The organism is Acetobacter musti (assembly GCF_011516835.1).
Taxonomy (GTDB): Bacteria; Pseudomonadota; Alphaproteobacteria; order Acetobacterales; family Acetobacteraceae; genus Acetobacter; species Acetobacter musti.
In genome coordinates this window covers 1-21,604 of sequence record NZ_WOTB01000003.1, presented here as the reverse complement: position 1 = coordinate 21,604, position 21,604 = coordinate 1, and the positions used below count along the sequence as shown (strand labels likewise).

Sequence of the window (21,604 nt, the reverse complement as noted above, 5' to 3'; positions counted from 1 at the left end):
TGCATCGTGCTTCAGATGTTTGCGAAACATGACGACGGCCCGGATGCGGGCCAGAGAAGACAGATGAGTTGGGAGAAGCAGGTGTGACAGTATCCGTCTCAGGACTGAAAGTGGCGGTTGTACATGAATGGCTGGAACATTACGCCGGATCGGAACGGGTGGTCGGAGAACTGCTCAGGATATTTCCTCACGCCGAAGTGTTTGCCGTGGTCGATTTTCTGCCGGAATCTGAACGGGCTTTCCTCGGCGGACGAAAAGTCACGACAACATTCATTCAGAAACTCCCCTTCGCACGAAAGCATTTCCGTAACTATCTCAACCTGATGCCCGTTGCGGTAGAGCAACTCGATCTCGCCGGATTCGATCTCGTGTTTTCCAGCCATCACGCTGTGGCGAAAGGGATCATTACCGGGCCAGATCAGCTTCATATCAGTTACGTTCATTCTCCCATGCGTTATGCGTGGGACATGCAGACATCCTATCTGCGGCAGAGCGGTCTCGAACATGGTCTGAAAGGTTTTTTTGTCCGCTGGATGCTGCACCGGATACGCAACTGGGACGTGCGGTCAGCCGCTGGTGTGGATGCGTTCGTCGCCAATTCAGCCTATATCGCGCGCCGCATCCGTAAAGTATATCGCCGTCACGCGACGGTAATCCACCCTCCCGTGGATGTTCACCGTTTTCTGCCGGCACAGGATTCGCCTGACAGACACGCTTATCTCGTCGCCGCGCGTCAGGTTCCTTACAAACGGGTCGATCTGGTGGCGGAAGCATTCCGTCAGATGCCTGGACGGAAACTCATCATTGCCGGAGATGGCCCCGAACACGACAGGATCGCCGCGATCGCAGCCGACGCGCCTAACATCATCCTGCGCGGTAAGGTCCCGGATGCCGAACTGCTGACCATGATGCAACAGGCCCGTGCCTTTGTCTTCGCCGCCGAGGAGGATTTCGGCATCACGCTGGTCGAGGCGCAGGCCTGCGGCACGCCCGTCATCGCTTTTGGCCGAGGCGGCGCGAAGGATATCGTGCGTGAAGAAGGATGTCCGGAAGGCGTTTCCGGCGTATTATTCGGACAGCAGACCGCAGCGTCCATCATCGACGCCGTCAGCCGGTTCGAGACGATCCGTGATCAGGTTACGGCAGAGAATTGCCGCAACAACGCCCTGCGGTTTTCAAGGGAGGCATTTCAGGGTCATATCGAAGAACTCGTCGATCGCCTGCTCGACGAAAACAATGCGGAAGCGATCTGACCAGCATGAGCGCAAAGTCGCCGGAAAGAGAAATCTGATGTCGCTTCCGCTTATGGGAGTAATCCTGTTTCCACTCTGCCTGCTTTTCTGGATGAAACCTGACCGGCTTCTGGAAATTCTTCTTGTTGCCGGCATCTTCCCTGCCGCCGCCGCTCTCATTCTCGGCGGACTGGCCGTCCAGCCATCGCTCGCGCCCGGTCTGGCATTCCTCTCTTACTTCCTTCTGCAAAAACTGCTTGGCGCACGCTATCCAGGACAGTCCGGCGTTATGAGACTGTGTGCGCCTATGATCTTTTGCGCCGCCTGGGCCATTTTTGGCTCATTCGTGATGCCCAGGTTATTTCAGAATCAGGTTCTGGTCTGGCCCCAGAAAAATGATGCATCCGGTGCGCGAAGTCTGCTCGCCCCAAGCTTCGGTAACATTACCCAGGATGTCTATCTTCTTCTGAACGTGATGCTGATGGTCTGCAGTGCGCAATATCTGACACGATGGCAGGTCAGTATTATCCGTTTGTATTACGCCTTTCTCGTTGCCGGATGGATGGTCGTCGTCATCTGTGTCTGGCAATTCGCTGCACGCGTCGGCGGCGTCCCATTTCCAAAAACGTTTCTGTATTCCAATACCAGCTGGGCCGTACTCGATACCCAGATGACAGGACCTGTCCCCAGGATCAACGCAAGCTTTACCGAACCCGCGGCCTGCGCGACCTATCTTGCCGGTGTCCTTTTTTCCACCGTCTGGATAACGCTCAAAGGCTACCGTGTCCGATGGGTCAGGCCGCTTATCGCCGCGTCCGCGCTGTGCCTCTGTCTCACGACGTCGACGACCGGATTCGCCACAGTCGCGATCGGCGCTCTGCTACTGCCCGTCATGCTCGTCGCGACCGGGGCCGCCAGGCTGCTGGGCCGCGTCGGACAACTCGCCATGATCGCTGCTGTTCTGCTCGGGATCGGCGGCCTCCTCGTGGTAACATTCGTGCCGAAAGCCGTGAGCGGCGCGCAGGACGTGATCTCAGGCACAGCGGAGAAAAAGGACAGCGCCTCCTATAAAGAACGCAGCCAGGCCGATGCGGATTCAATCGAAGAGTTCACAGATACATACGGCCTCGGCGTCGGATGGGGCAGCAACAGATCGTCAAGCCTCGTTCCCGGCCTGCTGGCAACCGTCGGCGCAATCGGCGTGATCGGCCTGCTGGTGTTCGACTGGCGCCTCGTCAGCGCCGCCGGCCAGGCTCTGAAAATCGCACCCGGATGCGCCGAAAGTCTCGTGACAGAAGGAATGCTGGCAGCCCTTCTCGGTCGTCTGATCTCAGCCATCGTCTCAGCCCCCACAATCGGCATGCCCGATTTCTACGTGATGATCGCCGTCGTGATAGCAGCCATCACAAGGATCCGCGTCGCGGCCAGCCAGGCGGAACAGACAGTTCCGAACGGAGCCATCACTGCCGTATGATCGGAACGTTCAGTGACTTTGCCGATCAGAGCATCCTGATTCCCGTCGAAATCCTGGTTTTTCTCTCGCTCACCCTGTCCGGCCGCAGACGCGACGCAACATCCTGGGGCCTGGCTATGCTCGCCGGCTCTACGCTGATCGTCATCCTCAAACTCTGGTTCGAGAGATGTGGCATCCCTTCCCACCGCGTTCTCTACAGCCCCAGCGGCCACTCCATGGGCGGCACGATGGTCTATGGCGGATTGCTGGCGCTTTTGTGCCGGCGCACATGGGTATTCGCCGCCGGAACCATTCTGCTCGCCGTCGCTTTCGCCTGGTCGCGCGTGGCGCTTGGAGTGCATACCACCTGCGAAGTCATTACCGGCAGCGTCGTCGGTCTCGCTGTCGTCTGCCTTCTCCGATTTGCTCTGAACGGTAAAGACATGGCCGGACCACGCATGAACGTGCCGGTCACCCTGGCTCTGATCTGCGCTGTCGCCTTCGGTCTGCATGGATACCGGCTGGGCGCGGAAGCCTGGATTCAGACTGCCGCGCGTCATGTATTCGGCCCGTTTTTCTGCCGTAAATGACGAAAGTCCCCGGTCAATCCTCCGGGAATCAGTCCTCCAGATAACGCTTCCGGACATGCGCAAGATAGCTCTCCGCCCCGGGCGGACGTCCCGTCGCGTCTTCCACAATCTCTATCGTGGACGCGCTGCTCGCCCGTTCATGCACAGTGCGGTGAAGCCATCCCGTGAGCGGCGAGAAATCACCCCGCCGGATCGCGTCCATCAGACCGGAATTATCCTTTTGCGCCGCCTCGAAAAGCTGCGCCGCAGTCAGCGCGCCAAGCGCGTAACAGGGAAAATATCCCCACAGGCCAAGCGGCCAGTGAATGTCCTGAAGACAGCCCCGCCGGTCGTCCGGCACATCCAGACCAAGCAGATCCTTTATCCGGGCGTTAAACGCCTCAGGCAGATCCCGCAGAGCAAGATTTCCCCCGATCATCGCGGTTTCAAGCTCGTAACGCGTGATGATATGCGCCGGATACGTCACTTCATCCGCATCGACACGGATGAATCCCGGCGCGACACGGGTCATATGGCGATAAAGCGTCTCCGGGCTCCAGTCGCCGCCATCATCAAAAAACCGCGCCATGACCGGTGCCGCGAAATCCACAAAAGCCCGCGAACGCGTCACCTGCATTTCAATCAGCAACGACTGACTCTCATGCAACGTCATCCCGCGCGCACGTCCGACCGGCTGGCTCTGCCACGCCGCCGGCAGACCCTGCTCATAAAGCGCATGCCCCGTCTCATGCAGCACCGCAAGAAACGCCGGCAGAAAATCACTCTCGTCATAGCGCGTGGTTATCCGCACATCGCTCGTCGCACCGCCACAGAACGGATGCGCACTGACATCGAGCCGGCCCCGCGTCATATCAAAGCCCACGCGCTCCATCATCCAGCGACCGAGCGCTTCCTGTCGCGCAACAGGGAAGGGGGCTCTGCCGACCATCCCCACCTCGGGAGCGGAGGCCTGACGCTCCAGAATCTGCCCCAGAAGCGGCGGCAGATCATGCGCCAGAGTGGCGAAAACCGGCGCAATCGCCGCCTGCCTCATGCCCGGATCAAATCCGTCCAGAAGCGCGTCATACGGAGACAGGCCCAGCGCCTCACCAATCGCCTGCGCACTCTCCCGCGTCAGATCCAGCACAACCTGCAGATCAGGCAGCAGCGCCGCGAAATCATCAGCATCTCGCGCCCGGCGCCATGCCATCTCGCTGCGGGAACACGCCTTCGACAGCGCCTCGACAAGCGGCCCCGGAACAGCAACAGCCCGCGCATGGAGCCGCCGCATCTCCTTCAGATCAGCCTCACGCCACGGATCGCCGCCCGCATCCGCCTTCGCGAGCCACTCATTCGTCATCGGGCTGACCAGCAGCTCATGCCGCAGCCCCTCCAGCGTCGCCACTCCGCTGCCACGCCGCTCCGCCGCTCCGCCGGGCATCATCACATCACGATCCCAGGACAGAATGCCAAGTGCATCATCAAGAGCGGAGAGACGGCTGAAGAGACGTTCAAGCGAGTCAAAAGCGGTCATGATGCACATCATCCTGTGAACGATTAAGGTAAAATCAGCTCTTCGACGGCGGGGCAGGGCGGGAGTCCTGATTCCCACCCCTGGCAATCTCCGCCCGCGCCGCATCGAGCGCTCTGTGAAGCGTCGGATAAATATTGCCCGGCGGCACCACGGTCGTAATCCGATGCCGCTTCATGTCGGCGAGAAGATAGGAACTGACCCGGCCGAAATACACCGAGAGTCCACGCTCTTCCAGCCCGTGCAGAAGGTCCCGCACCACAGCGGCGGCGGAATAGTCGATATCCGTCATGGCGCTCGCATCAATCACGATGCAGCGGACCGGATCGGGCGCATGATCGACAAGCGTCATGATATCGTCCGAAAACCGCGCGCTGTTCGCGTAAAACAGATCGGCGCTGAACCGGTAAGCCACCAGTCCCGGCGCCGTCTCCTGGCCAGGAACCACCGGACCGGCCTCAATCGCATGCATTCCCGGGTCCTCATGCAGAAGCATGGTATGGGGCTCATAGCTGTGACGCACATGCCGGAACAGCGACAGCGCAATGGCCAGAAAAATTCCCTGCTGAACTCCGATCCCGACAACCGCCGCCGCCGTCACGAGCGCCAGACGGAACTCCCCCGGACTTTCCGTGCGGATAGCCCGCACTGTGCGCACATCGATCATGTCGATCGCTACCAGAAAGACGATCGCGGCAAGCACACAGCGCGGCAGATATTCCAGCGGACCGGTCAGAAACAGAAGAACGCCCAGCGCCACCACCGCGAACGTCACCTGCGCAAGCTGGCTCCGGGCACCCGAACGCACCGCCATCGCCGTCTGGGTCGGACTGCCATTGACCGTGAATGCACCGCTGACCGCCGCCGCCAGATTGGCCGCGCTCAGTCCGAGAATATCAGCATTGGCGTCGATCTTTTCATGAAACATTCCGGCAAAACTGCGCGACGTCGCAATGCTCTGGGCAATGATCACAAACACGCAGGACGCCGCCACCGGAAGCAGGGCAAGCGTCCGGTTCCAGCCGATCAGCGGAATATGAAAATCCGGCAGACCTCCCGCAACCGGCCCGATCGTCGCCACCCCCTGCGTACCCAGATACAGCGTCCTGCTGGCAATGACCGAACCGATAACAGCCAGCATCGGGACCGGCAGACGCGGCAGAAAACGACGCCCCGCGACCAGCAGAAGAACCATGCCCGCGGAAATGCCGGCGGTCAGTCCATGGATATCTGAAAATCGTTTTGCAATATCAAAGAGTATCAGAACAGGATTATGATCGTCCGTCATAATCCCGAGCATCTCCGGCAGCATGGTGATCGAGACCTGAATTCCAACCCCGGCGAGAAATCCGGCCAGAACCGTCCTGGACATGAAATCCGCAAGGAAACCAAGCCGGAACAGCCGTCCGATCGCCAGAAAGGCCGCGCAGAGTATGGCCACGACACTGACCATCGCCACGTATTCCGGCGACCCCGGAGCGGCAAGCGGCGCCAGCGCGCTGGACAGAATGGCCGCCGTCGCAGAATCCGCCGCAACCACAAGATGCCGGGACGATCCGAGACACGCAAAAGCAACAGGCGGAAGCAATGCGGTATAAAGTCCCGTCACAGCCGGCATGGCCGCGATGCGCGTATATCCCAGAACCTGCGGAATATTGACGGACGCCAGCGTAATCCCCGCCAGCACATCCCGGCAGACAGAAGCAACCGACCTGCCTTGCAGCGGCGAAGGGGTAGTCACGCGGGCAGACCTCGTTTTACGTTTCGCCTGAGGCGTCTCTCCGCAGTGTAGCGGAACAGACCGGTTTTCCGAATGACAGGCTCATGGCTGAACGTATTATCCGCATTGCAACAGGCTTAATCCGCGATTCCGACGGACGGGCGCTGCTGGTCCGCAAACGCGGCACCCAGGCTTTTATGCAGCCCGGCGGTAAAATCGACGCCGGAGAGACCGCGCTGCAGGCCGTCCTGCGCGAACTCGAGGAAGAACTCGCCCTGCATCTGCACCCCAAAGACCTCGTCACGCTCGGGCAGTTTTCCGCCCCGGCCGCAAACGAACCAGGCTTCGGGGTCCAGGCCGATCTCTTCGCCGTCACCCGCTCCGTCAGCCCGAAAATTCAGGCTGAAATCGAGGAGATGGTCTGGGTTGACCCGTCCGCGCCCGGCGACATCATCCTGGCGCCACTGACACGGGATTACGTCCTGCCTCTGTGCGCCGCGCTCAGCGATGAAGGGCCAATGGCCGAAACAGACTGCGGCGACGTCCTGACCCGCCTGCAGAACCCGTCATGACCCCAGCCCCATCCCGCCCGGAGACCGCCCGATGACCCGCGAAACGCCGTTCCCGGCCACAAAAAACGACCGCTCCCGTCCGGATGCAATCACAGCCGCCATCCCGGACACTGCAACGGATACCGCCGCCGATGCAGCGCGGGAACTGGAACGGCTGATCGGCGTCATGGCACGGCTGCGCGACCCCGCGACAGGCTATCCATGGGATATCGACCAGACTCCGCAGACCATCGCCCCCTACGCGATCGAGGAAGCCTATGAGGTCGCCGACGCCATCGACCGTGGCGCCTGGGACGACGTCGCGGACGAACTCGGCGATCTCCTGCTCCAGGTTGTCTATCAGGCACGCATGGCCGAAGAGGAAGGTCGCTTCGCCTTCGCAACCGTCGCCCGCCTGATCACCGATAAGATGATCCGCCGCCACCCCCATGTTTTCGGCTCCCATACCTCTGGCGAGACAACCCCTGCGACCACCGGTGACAGCAGCGCCGTCTTCGCTCAATGGGAGGCCGGCAAGGAACAGGAGCGGATCGCCCGCGCCGAACACGGCACGCTCGCCGGCATCCCGCGCGCACTGCCCGCCCTGCTGCGTGCCCGGAAAATCGCCGCCCGCGCCGCCCGTGTCGGCTTCGACTGGCCGGACGTCTCCGGCGTCGTCGCCAAGGTCCACGAGGAACTGGCCGAAGTCGAAGCCGAAATCGAGTCCGGAGACCGCACCGCCCTCCAGGACGAGATGGGCGATCTCCTCTTCTCCGTCGCGACGCTCGCCCGTCGTCTCGACCTCGACCCGGAAGCCTGCCTGAGACAGGCCAGCGACAAGTTCACGCGCCGCTTTCAGGCCCTGGAAGCCATCCTCGCCTCACGTGGCCTCACTCCCGCCGGCCAGTCCGTAGACGACCTGGACGCCGTCTGGCGCGAGGTCAAACAGCGCGAGACAGAAGCAAAAACAAAAATCCTCTGACGATTACATCGTGGAATTGAACGCACCGCCATCCAGCAGCACGTTCTGCGCCACCATGAAACCGGCATGTTCGCTGCAGAGAAACGCCGCCGTCGCCCCGAAATCCGACGGACGCCCGACATGCCCCGCCGGAATGCTCTTCGCGACAGCCTCGGCCGCCTGAGCGACCGTAATATCGCGTTGCGTGGCCTCCCTTTTCATCCGGCCGCGCAGCCGGTCCGTCTCATGCGGACCAGGCAGCAGATTGTTGATGATGACACCATGCCGCGCCACCTGCCGCGCTGTCCCGGCAACGAAACCGGTCAGCCCGCACCGCGCGGCATTGGACAGGCCAAGATCCGGAATCGGACTCTTCACGGCCGCCGAAGTGATGTTGACGACACGTCCCCATTTCCGCCCGATCATTCCCGGCAGAAGACTCTTCATCATCATGATCGGCGTCAGCATGTTCGCGTTGATCGCCGCGAGCCAGTCACCCTCATCCCAGTCCGCCCAATTGCCCGGAGGGGGGCCGCCCGCATTGTTGATCAGAATGTCCGGAGCCGGTTCAACCTCCATGACCGCCCGGCGCCCCTCCCGGGTGGTGATGTCCGCGGCAACAAAATTAATATCGACGCCATAACAGATCGCAAGACGATCAGCCGCATCCTGAAGCGTCGCCTCGTTGCGGGCATTGATGGTCAGATGCACCCCGGCCGCCGCGAGATGCTCCGCGACAGCATAGCCCAGCCCTTTCGAAGCGGCGCAGACAATGGCCCTGCGACCGGCAATTCCAAGATCCATGGAGCAATCTCCCGTGTTGATATCCGGCATTAACGCCCGTTATCACCGTCTGGTTACTGACGTCCGCCAAAAGAGTTGACCCGCACGATGCCCGGCGCAAGAATTACGTAAATTACCGGAATGAAAAACAGACCGGTTCCCACAATCTGTGACCGTTTACCGGCATCCCAATCCGGGGCATTCCGGTCCGGAATATCCCGGACACACCTGACCCACATCCCGGCCCACGCTCACAGAATCAGCCGACAATTACAGAAACAGTCACAGAAACGGACCCGCTCCCACCAGTGCACGCTCCCGACTCCCATCCGCTGAACCGCCCGGTCTGGTCCGCCCTGACAGGCCGCCAGTCAGACTTCGCGTCAGACTTCGTCTCCCATGCCGCAGGTCACCTCAAAGGATCGCTGCGCTTCCGCACGGAAGTCAGTCCTCTCGCCGCCGCCGGCCCGTCCGGATCAGATATTTCCGGCTCAGACATGGCCGCCCTGCGCAATCTGGCAGGGGAGGGCGAGGAACTATGGTTTCTCGAAAAAACCCCGCCACCGGTTCCGCCAGGCATGACGCTGCTGCGCGAAACCGAATGTGTGCAGATGACCGCCTGCTCGATTACGGCCGGCGCAAATACATTCCACGCCGTGCCACTCGGTGAAGCCGACGCCGAAGACATGCTGGCCCTCGCCACGCTCACCGCGCCCGGCCCGTTCCGCCACGGAACATGGCGGCTCGGCGGCTTTATCGGCATCCGTGAAGAAGGGCGCCTCGTCGCCATGGCCGGCGAACGCACAAAACCCGGCGAATTCTGCGAAGTCAGTGGTGTCTGCACCCATCCCGACTTTCGCGGTCGCGGTTATGCCGGCTTCCTGATGCGGGAAGTCGCGTCCGCTATCCTCGCAAGAGGCGAGACACCGTTTCTGCACTGTTACGCCACCAATCATGGCGCCATCGCTCTCTACAGAACCCTCGGTTTCACCCCGTTCCAGTCCATCACCGCCAGCGTCATCCGCCGCGATCCTTAAAAGCCTGTATCGAAAACCCCACCGGCGAGACCCGCCATACGTTTCCTGGACTCACATCCGAACCATCACTTCACATAAACGGCGCCTCAGCCTCTCAGCCCGAAACCAGAGTTCGCAGCGCCCCGGCCACCGCTCCGACCGGCTCCCGCCACGCCACCACTGGCAGATCCGGTGACACCTGATCGAATATCCGGACCGACGGATACCACAGGCTCCGCGGCGCGCCGTCCGGGCCGTCAGCCCGGTTGCCCTCAGCCCACCGCCAGTCCCCGCCATAGCGGTTCAGCAGCCAGACCGGCCGTCCGGTCGCCCCCCCGAGATGCGCCATCGCAGTATCAACCGTCACGATGAGATCCAGCCCGGCCATGACAGTCGCGGTCGTCGCCATATCCCCAGCAGGCAGCGCCTCAAAACCCTCAGGCGTCTCCCCCGGCTGAAGCGAAACCCACCGAACCGACGGCACGGCCAGCAGCGGCGCCAGATCCGCCAGCGGAACCGACCGCCGCCGGTCGAACCGGTAAGCCGCACTGCCGGCATGACAAAGCCCGACCCGCAGCCCCGGATGCAGCCGGTCCGCCACAGCCCCGCTCCGGGACTGAAGATACGGCGCAAAAGGTGGCGGCGCGCCCTGACCGAGCAGCCAGGGCAGACTGAGCAGGGACGCCTTCGCGACAACGCCCTCCACCGGGACATTCTGTGTCACCACCAGTCGCCCGGACCGGAAATACTCTTTCCACACCGGGAGACTTTGCGATTCCGTCACAAGCCGCAGCAACACCTCCGGCACAACAAGACAGACCGGCGCACGCTCAAGCGCCAGCGGCACATAACGCAGAAACTGGATAAAATCGCCCAGCCCCTGCTCCCCGCAGAGCAGAATGCGCCCCGCCAGTTCCCGCCCATTCCAGTCCGGCAGATCCGCACGCGGCAACGAAGCCAGCAGAGACCGCCGCGCCTCGAAATCGCGCCAGCCCTCCCTGAACCGCCCCTCCGCGAGTTCAGTCGTTCCGCGATTAAACCGCGCGCGCGCCGCATCCATCGTGCCAGGCACCGCCGCGATCACCCGGTCGAACAGCATTTCGGCGGACCGGCGCTGACCAAGCTCGTTCAGCAACGTTCCGCGATTCAGCGCAATCCGCGTATCGTCCGGACGCAGACGCGCCGCTTCGGAAAAAGCCTGGTCAGCAGACAGCAAATCACCAAGCGCCATATCCGCCAGCGCCAGATTGGTCAGCGTCTCCGCCGTCGGAGCCGCCAGAGAAACAGCACGTCCGAGCACGGCCCTGGCCTCTTCCGGACGCCCGGCGCTGAACAGCACCGCACCATGATTCGCTGCCGCCGCCGGATCGTCCGGCAGAACGGCGCAGATCTCAGCTGAAACCCGAACCGCCTCATCCATCGCACCGGTGAGCGCAAGCAGAGACACCTGTTCCTGACGGATCGCGACATCGTCTTCCGCCGCGAGACGCCGCGCGTCGCCAAGAACCCGAAGCGCCTCGTCAGGCCGCCCGCGCCGCGCCAGAAACCGGGCCAGCACAAGCCGCATCCCCGCCTCCAGAGGCCGCAATCGCACTACCTCCCGAAGCTCCGTTTCCGCCTCCGCAAACTGTCCTGCCGCCTCAAGTCCCTCAGCATAAGCCAGACGCGCCTCCGGCAGATCAGGCGCTCCGAGAACCGCCACATGCAGCGCCGCCCGCGCCGGTTCGACATGCCCCAGAGCCAGAAGCGCCAGACCCAGCGTGATATGAAACGCCGGTCGCGGATCATGCCGCACCGCCTGTCCCGCGAACCCAGCCGCCAGATCGAAACGCCCCAGCCCGTAAGCCGCCCGCGCCAGCGCATGCAGCAGCAGCGGATCATCCGGCGCCTCCGCCCGCAGCACAGTCAGCTCGCTGAAAGCCCGCCGGGCGTCGCCCCCGTCCAGATGCCGGAGCGCCTCTGAAATGCGTGCCCTCAACGCCTGTCTCGCTTTCTCACCCGGGCGTGCCATGGCCGTCTCTCCCTCAGGACGCCTCCGGTCATAAGGACTGAACGGCGCAACTGCAAAATCTCACACCGGTCCGGCACCGCCAGGGACCGACAGCCACACTCAGGTCAGAATTTCACTCCACATGGGAAACAAAATACAAAGACGGAGCCCAGATGCGGAACGAATCAGCGACCACGAACCGCAACGCAGGAATCGATCTGCTCCGTGGTCTCTCCATCGTGCTCGTCGTCATCCATCACGTCGCCCTGCGGATTCCACTGAGAAAAACCACCCTCGCCGGCATTCTCCCCGCTCAGCTCCTGCGCGCGCTGAACTGGAACGGCCATAACGCGGTCATCATGTTCTTCGTCATCTCAGGCTTCCTGATTACAGAAACAACAATCCGCCGCTGGGGCAGCCTGGCATCCGTTCCGCCCGGAGCCTTTATGGTCAGACGCGCGGCACGGATCATACCATGCCTTCTCGTTCTGATCGTGATCCTGAGTTTTCTCGATCTGCTCCAGGTTCCCGATTACACGATCACCCGCCCGGACCAGTCGCTCGGGGGTGCCATCTTCTCCGCCCTGACTATGACTCTGAACCGGTACGAAGGGCGGACCTCATGGCTCCCCGGCGGATGGGATATCCTCTGGTCACTCTCGATCGAAGAGCTGTTCTATCTCATTTTCCCCTTCGCCTGCCTTCTCAGCGCCCGGTTTCCCCGTTTACTGATCATGGCATGCACAGCACTGGCTCTTTCCATGCCCCTGAGCCTCCGCGCTCTGACAAATGCTTCCGAAATCTGGCAGGACAAGGCGTATCTGCCCGGCATGTCAGCCATCGCGACCGGCATATGCGCCGCACTGATCGCCGGAAAATTCAGCCGCGCAAAACCCGGCTCTGAACAAAGCCGCAGAATTCGTACCCTCTCCGGCCTTTCCGGAACCATCGCGCTCGCGGCATGTCTGCTCGATTATCACGATCTTTACGGAATACTGGGCGATAACACGGACCTTCTCCTGACAGTCTCCGTCGCCGCGCTCCTCGTCGCGTTCCGCCAGGGATGGGGCGCAACCGTCGTGACGCGCGGCACCGGCTGGCTCCGGTCGTTCGGCCGCATGAGCTACGAAATCTATCTCTCACACATGTTCATCGTCTTTCCCGCAGTCGCGCTGTTCCATCGCACAGGCGGCAACATGGCTCTGGGCTGGCTCTGGTTCCCGCCCGTGCTGGCCCTCTCCTGGTGTCTGGGCCGCGCCGTCGAACTGTCACTCTCACGCCCCGCCGACCTATGGCTGCTGCAACAGACACGCACAGCCCGCCCCGCTATCGCCTGACCACGAGGCGCCCGACCCTCAGCCATCTGAGCATCCGACGCCAGACCAGAACTACCCGGCAACACCCAGACCACGCCGGGTCGCGACAACCGCCCGGGCGTGATATGCAGCGCCGCCCGCGCGACACTTTCAGGGAACACCATCATGATCCGACTGACCGAACTCCGGCTCCCGCTGGATCATGCCCCGGAAGCCCTGCGTGAGGCCATCATCGCCCGCCTCGGCATCACCCCCGGTGAACTGCGCGACTTCAGGATCGCCCGCCGTGGCTACGACGCCCGCAAACGCGGCCGCATCGCCCTGGTCTACAGCGTCGACTGCACCGTCACCGACGAACCCGCCCTCCTCGCCCGCTGCGCCAACGACCAGCGCATCCGCCCGACCCCGGACACGGCCTACCACTTCCCCGACATAAACGGCCCCGCACTCGCCAGCGCCCCCGGCTTCCTCCGCCCCGTCGTCATCGGCGCCGGCCCCTGCGGCTTCATGGCCGCCCTGATCCTCGCCCAGGCAGGCCTCAGACCCCTGATCCTCGAACGCGGCAAAGTCGTTCGCGAACGCACTGCCGACACCTTCGCCCTCTGGCGAAAATCCGTCCTCACCCCCGAAAGCAACGTCCAGTTCGGTGAGGGCGGGGCAGGGACCTTCTCAGACGGAAAACTCTACAGCCACGTCAGCGATCCCCGCCATCTCGGCCGCAAGGTGCTGGAAGAATTCGTCCGGGCAGGCGCCCCGGAAGAAATTCTCTATGTCTCCAAACCCCATATCGGCACCTTCCGCCTCGTCTCAATGGTCGAACACATCCGAAACGAAATCGAAGCCGCCGGCGGCGAATACCGCTTCAGCGCCCGCGTCGACGAACTCCTCCTCGACGAAAACCGCCACATCCACGGCCTCCGCCTCTCCACCGGCGAGACCATCCCCGCCTGCCACGTCATCCTCGCCGTCGGCCACAGCGCCCGCGATACCTTCGCCTCCCTGCACGAGCAGGGGGTGGCCATGCAGCCCAAACCCTTCTCCATCGGCGTCCGCATCGAACACCCGCAATCCCTGATCGACGCAGACCGCTTCGGCCCCCAGGCCGGCACGGAAATCCTCGGCGCCGCCGATTACAAACTCGTCCACCACGCCTCAAACGGACGCGGAGTCTACTCCTTCTGTATGTGCCCCGGCGGCACCGTCGTCGCCGCTACATCGGAAACCGGCCAGGTCGTCACCAACGGTATGAGCCAGTATTCCCGCGCCGAACGCAACGCCAATGCCGGCATCGTCGTCGAACTCCGTCCCGGCGAGGACTACCCCGACACCCCCCTCGGCGGCATCGCTTTCCAGCGCCACTGGGAAAAACAGGCCTTCCTCGCCGGCGGCGGCGATTACCGCGCCCCGGCCCAGCGCGTCGGCGACTTCCTCGCCCGACGCCCCTCAACCCATCTCGGCGATGTCACCCCCTCCTATCGCCCCGGCGTCACCCCTACCGACCTGACAACCTGTCTGCCGGATTACGTCTCCGATGCCATCCGCGAAGCCCTGCCAGCCTTCGCCTCAAAGCTCTCCGCTTTCGCCCTCGAAGATGCCGTCCTCACCGGCGTCGAAACCCGAACCTCATCGCCCCTCCGCATCGCCCGCGAACCCGACGGCGCCAGCCCCAACACCCCCGGCCTCTACCCGGCCGGCGAAGGCGCCGGATACGCCGGAGGCATCCTTTCCGCCGCCATCGACGGCATCCGTATCGCCGAAGCCGTCGCCCTCGCTATGGCCGGACAAAAAGCCACCGGCCTCGTCCGCGGCAGCTCCGGCCTCGAACAGGCAGGGTAGGGGACATCATGCTGTCGCCCGTGGCATTTCCCTTTATCCGGCAGACAGGTCTGGATCAGACAGACCCGGACTTTGTCCGACCCGGCCAGGAGCCTCACGCGGAAGCATGCCGCGCATTGCGGCTCCCGCACCCCAGTCTGTAATCTGATTCCTTCCAGGCCGGAGACCCGATGTGACGGTGCGCCCCATTATCGCCTTCCCCGACCAGCGCCTGCGTCAGACCGCAACCCCAGTCACCCTCTTCGACGACCAGCTCCGCACCCTCGCAGCCGATCTGCTCGACACCCTGCGCGCCGCTCCCGGCATCGGAATCACCGGCCCCCATATCGGTGTCCTGCAACGTATCGTCGTGCTCGACCTCCCGGACGCCTCCGGGCCTCAGACTTACGTCAATCCCGAAATCATCCACATGTCGTCGGAAAAAATCCGGCATGAAGAAGGAAGCATCTCCATGCAAGGCGTCGCCGGCATGGTTGAGCGATCGGCAAAGATCCGCCTGCGCTATCAGGATCTCGCCGGGCAGGAGCAAACGGAAGAAGCCGAAGGCCTGCGCGCCGTCTGCCACCAGCATGAAATCGATCAGCTCAATGGAATCTTCTGGATTCAGAAACTCTCACCCCTGCGCCGCAATCGCCTCGTGACACAATACGAAAAACAGAAACGCTTCCGGAAAGAATAAAAGAGGCGATCCGGATTTCACAAATCAGATTTTTCCTTCCTCACAAACGATAAAATCGGACTCAGATACATCTCCTGCGGACCAGCCATAAGAATTATCCTGACGCACCGGAAACATAACGGTCTCCTCATGATGTGGCTGATGGGACAAGAGCCATGGAAGAGGCGAACATACCGGCCGGAACCCGAAACGCCGCAAGGCAGTTCCACCGGGTAGTCACATTGCTCAGTCAGCGCCAGCCGACAGACGGCGACACCGGACCTGCCATTCTCACAGGACGCGATAAAGATCGTTCTTCAGTAATTCCGAAAACGGTATTCCCCGGCAAAGTAGGCCGGGGCAGGAAACAGGTCCGACAAGGCAGATTTACGGCATCACCAGACCAGACCCCGCAGATCCCCGATCCGGGCTAATCCTCCGCATCCCCCGCCAGAGGCCCCAGAGCCGCCTGTACGCCGAACTCTCCGGGAAGGCCGCCGCGCGGAAACAGCACGTTCACATGCCCTATCTTCCGCCCGCGCCGCGCCATCCGCTTCCCGTAAAGATGCGGAATCAGTCCCTGCGCCGCAACAATCTCCGGCCACAGCGCCATGTCATCCGGTCCCACGAGATTCTTCATCACCGCGTCCGAATGCCGCACCGGCTCCGGCAAAGGCAGTCCCGTCACCGCGCGCACATGCATCTCAAACTGATCCACAGGACATGCATCCATCGTCCAGTGACCCGAATTATGCGGCCGCGGCGCAATTTCGTTGACCAGAACCTCCCCGTTGCGCCCGACAAACATCTCGACACCAAGGATACCGGTCAGATCCAGACCTTCGGCGATCCGCCGCGTCAGATCGCGGGCCTTCTCAGCCAGAGGCGCCTCGATCCGCGCCGGAGCGAAGCTCAGATCCAGAATGCCATCTTTGTGGCGGTTCTCCGTCACATCAAAGCAGCGCACTGTTCCGTCAACGCCACGCGCCACCATGACACTGATTTCCATTCCGAAATCAACCAGACCTTCCGCCACCAGAGGCTTCGGCGCCAGCGCCTCGAAGGCCGCCTCCAGCCCCGCCTCATCCGTCACCCGACGCTGCCCCTTGCCGTCATAGCCGAGCCGCGTCGTCTTCAGAATGAACGGATAACCCAGCGCATCCGCCGCCGCTCTCAGGCTGTCATGATCCGTCACCAGCCGCCACGGCGCGACCTCAGCCCCGATCGAGCCGAGAAAAGTCTTTTCCTGCTCCCGGTCCTGACTGATCCGCAGAATGGCTCCCGACGGATGCACCGGACGGATACCGGAGAGAAGCCCCAGCCCGTCAGCGGACACATTCTCGAACTCGAACGTGACAACATCCACCGCTTCGGCAAAACGCGTCAGGACATCCGGGTCGTCATACGCCCCGATGGTCGCCCGGTGCGACACCTGCACGCCGGGATCGTCCTCCGTATGCGCCAGCACATGCGAACGAAACCCGAGACGGGCCGCCGCCATGGCCGACATACGTCCAAGCTGCCCGCCTCCGACGATGCCGATAACGGAATTCGGCGGCAGCGCCACGCCGGGACTATTCTTCGGGTTCATCACGCACGGACGCCGTCTGCAAAGCGCGCCACGTATCCAGACGCGCGGCCAGATCGGAATCTCCCAGTGCCAGAATGGAGGCCGAAAGAAGAGCCGCGTTGATCGCGCCGGCTTTGCCTATGGCCAGCGTTCCGACCGGAATGCCCCCGGGCATCTGAACGATCGAAAGCAGGCTGTCCATGCCTTTGAGTGCCTTTGATTCGACCGGAACCCCGAGCACCGGAAGCCGCGTCCAGGCCGCACACATGCCCGGCAGATGCGCAGCGCCACCCGCGCCGGCAATGATCACCGACAGACCACGCTCGGCAGCCGTCTTCGCATAATCCGCAAGCCGGTCCGGCGTCCGGTGAGCCGAAACAATCCTCGCCTCATACGCAATCGCCAGCGCGTCCAGCGTATCCGTGGCATGACGCATGGTCTCCCAGTCGGACTGACTGCCCATAATCACGCCGACACGCGGCTGACCGCTGTCTCCCGTGGCGATATCCGCCTCGTGTTCCCGCTCCGTCACCGGCACGTTTTCAGTATCATTCATCGCTCAGCAGTTTCACCGGGTCCGGAACCCGGTCAGGCTATATTGTCCGGGATAAGACGACTCTCGATCCAGGAAATCTCGTCTTTCAGCAGGAGTTTTCGCTTTTTCAGTCTCTGGAGATGGAGCTGGTCCATCGGTTCGAGGGCCAGGCGGTCAATGACCGTATCCAGGTCCCGGTGTTCACTCCGCAACTCATGTAACTTGCGCAGCATACTGTCCCGGTCACGCAGCATCCCACCTCCGGCTTCGCAAGGCGATTTCTGTCAAGGTCCGTGTCCTCCCGCCTCAGGCGCCCGTCGTTCACGCCCACGACGTATCCGCTACGTTATGACACGTTCCGCTTTCGCGCCAGTACCCCCGTTCTGATGTCTCCATGCAAGGGTCGCCGTTCCGGAACCCCGTTCCTGCCGCCCCTTTTGCCCACCATTCCTCATCACTGATGATCGCGGGGACCTGTGCGTTCCTCACACAACACTTCCAGACCACCACACGTCCGCGCCCCTCGAAAACGTCACTCCTGTCCCCCGAATATGAGCAAATTTTCATGACAAAACCGAAGGGAAACGCGTTAGCGTCAGTTCGTCATCATCACCAGAACAGGGAGAGTGACCATGAGCAAACAGTCACGGATCGAAAGTCTTCACCGCCGCCACTCAACACTCGACGCCAAAATCCATGACGAAGGCCATCGCCCGATGCCCGATCAGCGCGTGCTGATGTCGCTCAAGCTGCAGAAACTGCGCGTGAAAGAGGAAATGGACAGGCTTCGCTCCGCTATCTGATATCCCGCCAACTGACGTCACAATCCGCTTTCGCGGCCACCCGCAGAGGCAGGCCGCGAAAGCGGTCTCACCGTCTTACTCGTCGTCGCCGATCTCAAGCGGGGCAGGGGCCTCGCGACCCTCGCGCGCCAGACGCTCATTGCTCGCCGTCACAGCCGCATTCAGGTCGGTCTGGCTGCAAAGCCCCAGCGTAACCGGATCACGCGGTTTGATGTTCGGGCTGTTCCAGTGCTGTTTGTCACGAACCTTGGCAATCGTGTCCTTGGTCGTGCCAAGCAGCTTGGCAACCTGCTGATCCTGAAGCTGAGGATAATTCCGGAGCAGAAAAGCAATCCCGTCCGGACGGTCATTGCGGCGGGCCACAGGCGTGTAACGCGCACCTTTGGCGCGCCGCTTCACCGGATTGCTGGCGCTCAGGATTTTGAGCCGCGCGTTCGGGTCCTTCTCGCAGCGGTCGATTTCCGCCTGCGTCACCTGATGATTGGCAACCGGGTCATAACCCACAATGCCCTGCGCGACTTCACCATCCGCGATGGCCTGCACTTCAAGCGGGTGCATCCCGCAGAACTCAGCCACCTGCTGAAATGTCAGAGCGGTCTTCTCGATCAGCCAGACGGCCGTCGCTTTTGGCATTAAGGGAAGCGTCGTCATCGATCGGTCCTGTTGCTGCGTGTCGTTCGGCGCTCACGCAGGCACCGGTTCCGGTCTTCGGGCAGGAGCGGGGCTCCGGTCCCTGCGTGCCTGCCGGCGCGCTCTTGGGAAACGGTAATGGCCGCGACATGCGTCGGGGTCAAGCCGGAATCATCTGAATGAGCCTGACCGGCAGGTATAAAAAAACCCTGCTTCCGGGAGACTTCCCGGAAGCAGGGCCGCTGAATAATCACCACGAAGGACCGCGGGATCAGTCCTGCTTGCGCTTGCCGATACCGGCGAAACGCTTGTTGAACTTCGCAACCTGGCCACCCGTATCAAGCATACGCTGGACACCGGTCCAGGCAGGATGCGACTTCGGGTCGATGTCCAGACGCATCGTATGACCGGGCGCGCCGGCGCAGGAACGGGTTTTGAACTCCGTCCCGTCGGTCATAATGACGTTGATCTCGTGATAATCGGGATGAATATTGGGCTTCATGTCAGAATCTTTCGATGGGGAGAGTCCCGATGCCGACCGGGACATGCTGCCGCATGCTATAGGGATATCATCCGCGCGTTGCAATGCCCGGACAGAGAGGAAATTCGCCGCATCCGGCACTTTCCGCCGCGTTTCCATCCATGCGGAACATGACAACTGCAATATCCGTATCTACAGCAGGAAACATTAAGGCATTACTGACTCTGTATATCGCCAGATTAACGGTCAGACCCGAAATATGTCAGCAATATGTTACAGTTCGTTTAACATTATTGTTGTAAAACGACCGGAAAAGCCGGATAACGACCCGGAACACAAAACTTCTGAGGGTCCAGATGGCCGAGACTAAGCTGAAAGTGCACACCCCGGGATGGGTTGCCGACTTCAAAACCTTTATCATGCGCGGCAACGTCGTCGACATGGCCGTCGGTGTCATCATCGGCGCGGCTTTCACGGCCATCGTAAACAGCCTGGTGAAAGACGTTTTCAATCCGTTCCTCGGGCTCCTCATCGGCGGCATTGACTTCAGCAATCTCTTCGTCACCCTGAAAGGCCCCGTCGAGCCGACCCTCGCAGACGCTCAGAAAGCAGGTGCCGTTACCATCAATTACGGCGTCTTCCTGAACGCCGTCATCCAGTTCCTGATCGTGGCGCTGGTCATCTTCTGGGTCGTCCGCCTGCTGAGCAAGATGCACACCACGAAAGACGAGGCTCCCGCCGCGCCGCCTCCGCCGCCAAAAAGCGAAATCCTTCTCGAAGACATCCGCGACCTGCTCGCAAAACAGCAGACGCACGGCTGAAACGCTCAGTCCTCGCAGCGATCTGAAAAAGGGGGGCTCCGGCCTCCTTTTTTTATCCGTATTCCGAAAAACAAAGCCGCGGAATTTGCTAGCGCCCGGAATACATGAAAATCACAAGACACACCGGCAACAGAACGAGCCGGATCAGCTCTCGTCCGGAACACGGCGCCCGGTTTCAATGACCTCCCGCGCCGAAACCCCGGTCCACGCTTCGCCTTCAGGTCTGACGCTCCGAACCCAGCATCCGGCCAGCCAGAACCCGAGACTGTATCCGAGCCAGCGCGGATACCGCCCGCCAGCCCCAAAAAACCATCCGGCGTGATCGTACGGCCGCGTCCACAGCTGCTCATCAGACGGCATAAAATCCGGCAAAACTTCTTCCCCGACCGCGCACTCCCACGGTTCAGGCGGAGTGCGCAGAAGATGCTGCACGAAACGCCCCGCCAGCCCCTCGCTGACCAGAGCTTCCCCGAGAGTCAGTCCGTAACCCGGTCCGGCCATCCGCATGCAGTGATGCACTTCATGCAGAATAGTCCGGCGGATCACCCCCGTGGCAAGATTGCCGCCCAGAGCAGCATTCTTCGGATCAAGCCGCAGTTCAAAAAGGTCAGGACGCAGAGCCCGGCCACCGCATCCGGTCTCAGGGATAACGGCGCGCGAGCAGTTCACAAGAATATCGAGAGCCGGAGGCCGACGCAGACCGGCCAGAGCCAGAAAGGCTTCATCCCGCCCGGCCATGACAGCCTCGCGAACCGGCAGATTCGGCGTTCCGCCAGCTGTCAGCCAGTGAAGATGCCAGCGATCAGCATCACCGCGATCTGATATCATCGGCAACAGATCCTCAGCCGTGCTTTCCGGACGTCAGTCCAGGATAATAAAAGTACGGAATGACCTGAACCGTGATGGCGTCTTTTTCCATTACCGGCAAATCACTTCACGGAGCGTAAGCCCTGCCATTACCCGGTAATGAACCTGATAAATCAGTCTCTCGCGGAGGAAATAACCAATCAGACAGCCGTTTCGCGATTCATAACCTTTGAATTGCCCCGGGTTTTGTGGAGACGTTTTTTATCTGATTTAAGCGGCTAATGCATGTGATTTCTGTTGTGCATAAAAGCGTGCCTCAGCTTCTGCTGGCGGGATGTTTC

At 61.7% G+C, this 21,604-nt stretch carries 21 protein-coding genes; 11 read left to right on the top strand and 10 right to left on the bottom strand.

The annotated features are described in order from the left end of the window. Positions 1-83: 83 nt before the first annotated feature. The 3 genes from GOB93_RS02915 to GOB93_RS02905 are packed head-to-tail and all read left to right on the top strand — an operon-like array spanning position 84 to position 3,275. The gene (locus tag GOB93_RS02915) at positions 84-1,253 is read left to right on the top strand and encodes a glycosyltransferase (protein ID WP_173582038.1); all 1,170 of its coding nucleotides are present in this window, start codon (positions 84-86) and stop codon (positions 1,251-1,253) included. Between the two features lie 37 nt (positions 1,254-1,290). Further along, a complete protein-coding gene (locus tag GOB93_RS02910) occupies positions 1,291-2,706 on the top strand; it encodes a hypothetical protein (RefSeq protein ID WP_173582037.1) in 1,416 nt (471 codons plus the stop codon). Continuing rightward, the gene (locus tag GOB93_RS02905) at positions 2,703-3,275 is read left to right on the top strand and encodes a phosphatase PAP2 family protein (protein ID WP_173582036.1); all 573 of its coding nucleotides are present in this window, start codon (positions 2,703-2,705) and stop codon (positions 3,273-3,275) included. Before GOB93_RS02910 ends, GOB93_RS02905 begins: the two co-directional genes overlap by 4 nt. 28 nt (positions 3,276-3,303) lie before the next feature. Here the strand turns inward: GOB93_RS02905 and GOB93_RS02900 are convergent, their stop codons facing one another. Together GOB93_RS02900 and GOB93_RS02895 are read right to left on the bottom strand one after the other, a co-directional pair. After that, complete coding sequence (locus GOB93_RS02900; protein WP_194299957.1) at positions 3,304-4,788, bottom strand: carboxypeptidase M32; 1,485 nt, start codon at positions 4,786-4,788, stop codon at positions 3,304-3,306. A gap of 34 nt (positions 4,789-4,822) precedes the next feature. After that, positions 4,823-6,526 (bottom strand): SulP family inorganic anion transporter, encoded by a 1,704-nt coding sequence (locus GOB93_RS02895; protein WP_338422281.1) that lies wholly within the window; start codon positions 6,524-6,526, stop codon positions 4,823-4,825. Positions 6,527-6,609: 83 nt separating this feature from the next. On the opposite strand from GOB93_RS02895, the gene GOB93_RS02890 reads away from it, so the two are divergent. After that, positions 6,610-7,077: an NUDIX hydrolase gene (locus GOB93_RS02890; protein ID WP_173582035.1), complete on the top strand. Its 468-nt coding sequence runs from the start codon at positions 6,610-6,612 to the stop codon at positions 7,075-7,077. A 166-nt stretch (positions 7,078-7,243) separates the two neighbouring features. After that, positions 7,244-8,038 carry a nucleoside triphosphate pyrophosphohydrolase gene (gene mazG, locus GOB93_RS02885; protein ID WP_408742346.1) on the top strand — a complete coding sequence of 265 codons (795 nt, stop codon included), beginning with the start codon at positions 7,244-7,246 and terminating at the stop codon, positions 8,036-8,038. A 3-nt stretch (positions 8,039-8,041) separates the two neighbouring features. Here the strand turns inward: mazG and GOB93_RS02880 are convergent, their stop codons facing one another. Further along, on the bottom strand, positions 8,042-8,821 hold the full coding sequence (locus GOB93_RS02880; protein WP_173582033.1) for an SDR family oxidoreductase: 780 nt from the start codon (positions 8,819-8,821) through the stop codon (positions 8,042-8,044). A gap of 287 nt (positions 8,822-9,108) precedes the next feature. Between GOB93_RS02880 and GOB93_RS02875 the strand changes: the two genes are divergently transcribed. Continuing rightward, positions 9,109-9,837, top strand: coding sequence for a GNAT family N-acetyltransferase (locus GOB93_RS02875; protein ID WP_338422280.1), 729 nt, complete (start codon positions 9,109-9,111; stop codon positions 9,835-9,837). A gap of 94 nt (positions 9,838-9,931) precedes the next feature. Here GOB93_RS02875 and GOB93_RS02870 read toward each other — a convergent pair whose 3' ends face one another. Next, positions 9,932-11,827 (bottom strand): tetratricopeptide repeat protein, encoded by a 1,896-nt coding sequence (locus GOB93_RS02870; protein WP_173582032.1) that lies wholly within the window; start codon positions 11,825-11,827, stop codon positions 9,932-9,934. A 152-nt stretch (positions 11,828-11,979) separates the two neighbouring features. Between GOB93_RS02870 and GOB93_RS02865 the strand changes: the two genes are divergently transcribed. The 3 genes from GOB93_RS02865 to GOB93_RS02855 all read left to right on the top strand — a co-directional run bounded on the left by GOB93_RS02865 (position 11,980) and on the right by GOB93_RS02855 (position 15,637). After that, positions 11,980-13,143: an acyltransferase family protein gene (locus tag GOB93_RS02865; RefSeq protein ID WP_173582031.1), complete on the top strand. Its 1,164-nt coding sequence runs from the start codon at positions 11,980-11,982 to the stop codon at positions 13,141-13,143. A gap of 144 nt (positions 13,144-13,287) precedes the next feature. After that, positions 13,288-14,958, top strand: a complete 1,671-nt coding sequence (locus GOB93_RS02860) for an NAD(P)/FAD-dependent oxidoreductase (protein ID WP_173582030.1) — start codon at positions 13,288-13,290, stop codon at positions 14,956-14,958. Positions 14,959-15,130: 172 nt separating this feature from the next. Then, the gene (locus GOB93_RS02855) at positions 15,131-15,637 is read left to right on the top strand and encodes a peptide deformylase (RefSeq protein ID WP_173582029.1); all 507 of its coding nucleotides are present in this window, start codon (positions 15,131-15,133) and stop codon (positions 15,635-15,637) included. Between the two features lie 409 nt (positions 15,638-16,046). Here the strand turns inward: GOB93_RS02855 and GOB93_RS02850 are convergent, their stop codons facing one another. The 3 genes from GOB93_RS02850 to GOB93_RS02840 are packed head-to-tail and all read right to left on the bottom strand — an operon-like array spanning position 16,047 to position 17,975. Then, positions 16,047-17,207, bottom strand: coding sequence for a 5-(carboxyamino)imidazole ribonucleotide synthase (locus tag GOB93_RS02850; protein ID WP_173582028.1), 1,161 nt, complete (start codon positions 17,205-17,207; stop codon positions 16,047-16,049). Further along, complete coding sequence (purE, locus tag GOB93_RS02845; protein WP_173582027.1) at positions 17,191-17,742, bottom strand: 5-(carboxyamino)imidazole ribonucleotide mutase; 552 nt, start codon at positions 17,740-17,742, stop codon at positions 17,191-17,193. Before purE ends, GOB93_RS02850 begins: the two co-directional genes overlap by 17 nt. A gap of 32 nt (positions 17,743-17,774) precedes the next feature. Beyond that, on the bottom strand, positions 17,775-17,975 hold the full coding sequence (locus GOB93_RS02840) for a YdcH family protein (RefSeq protein ID WP_173575588.1): 201 nt from the start codon (positions 17,973-17,975) through the stop codon (positions 17,775-17,777). A 378-nt stretch (positions 17,976-18,353) separates the two neighbouring features. On the opposite strand from GOB93_RS02840, the gene GOB93_RS02835 reads away from it, so the two are divergent. Beyond that, positions 18,354-18,524, top strand: coding sequence for a YdcH family protein (locus GOB93_RS02835; RefSeq protein ID WP_173575589.1), 171 nt, complete (start codon positions 18,354-18,356; stop codon positions 18,522-18,524). A gap of 75 nt (positions 18,525-18,599) precedes the next feature. Here GOB93_RS02835 and GOB93_RS02830 read toward each other — a convergent pair whose 3' ends face one another. Then, on the bottom strand, positions 18,600-19,175 hold the full coding sequence (locus tag GOB93_RS02830; protein WP_173582026.1) for a DUF1013 domain-containing protein: 576 nt from the start codon (positions 19,173-19,175) through the stop codon (positions 18,600-18,602). A 250-nt stretch (positions 19,176-19,425) separates the two neighbouring features. Further along, complete coding sequence (rpmE, locus tag GOB93_RS02825; protein ID WP_173582025.1) at positions 19,426-19,656, bottom strand: 50S ribosomal protein L31; 231 nt, start codon at positions 19,654-19,656, stop codon at positions 19,426-19,428. A gap of 335 nt (positions 19,657-19,991) precedes the next feature. Between rpmE and mscL the strand changes: the two genes are divergently transcribed. After that, positions 19,992-20,456, top strand: a complete 465-nt coding sequence (gene mscL, locus GOB93_RS02820; protein ID WP_173582024.1) for a large conductance mechanosensitive channel protein MscL — start codon at positions 19,992-19,994, stop codon at positions 20,454-20,456. A 144-nt stretch (positions 20,457-20,600) separates the two neighbouring features. On the opposite strand, the gene GOB93_RS02815 is transcribed toward mscL, so the two are convergent. Further along, the gene (locus tag GOB93_RS02815; protein WP_173582023.1) at positions 20,601-21,284 is read right to left on the bottom strand and encodes a DUF2268 domain-containing putative Zn-dependent protease; all 684 of its coding nucleotides are present in this window, start codon (positions 21,282-21,284) and stop codon (positions 20,601-20,603) included. Positions 21,285-21,604 lie beyond the last annotated feature (320 nt).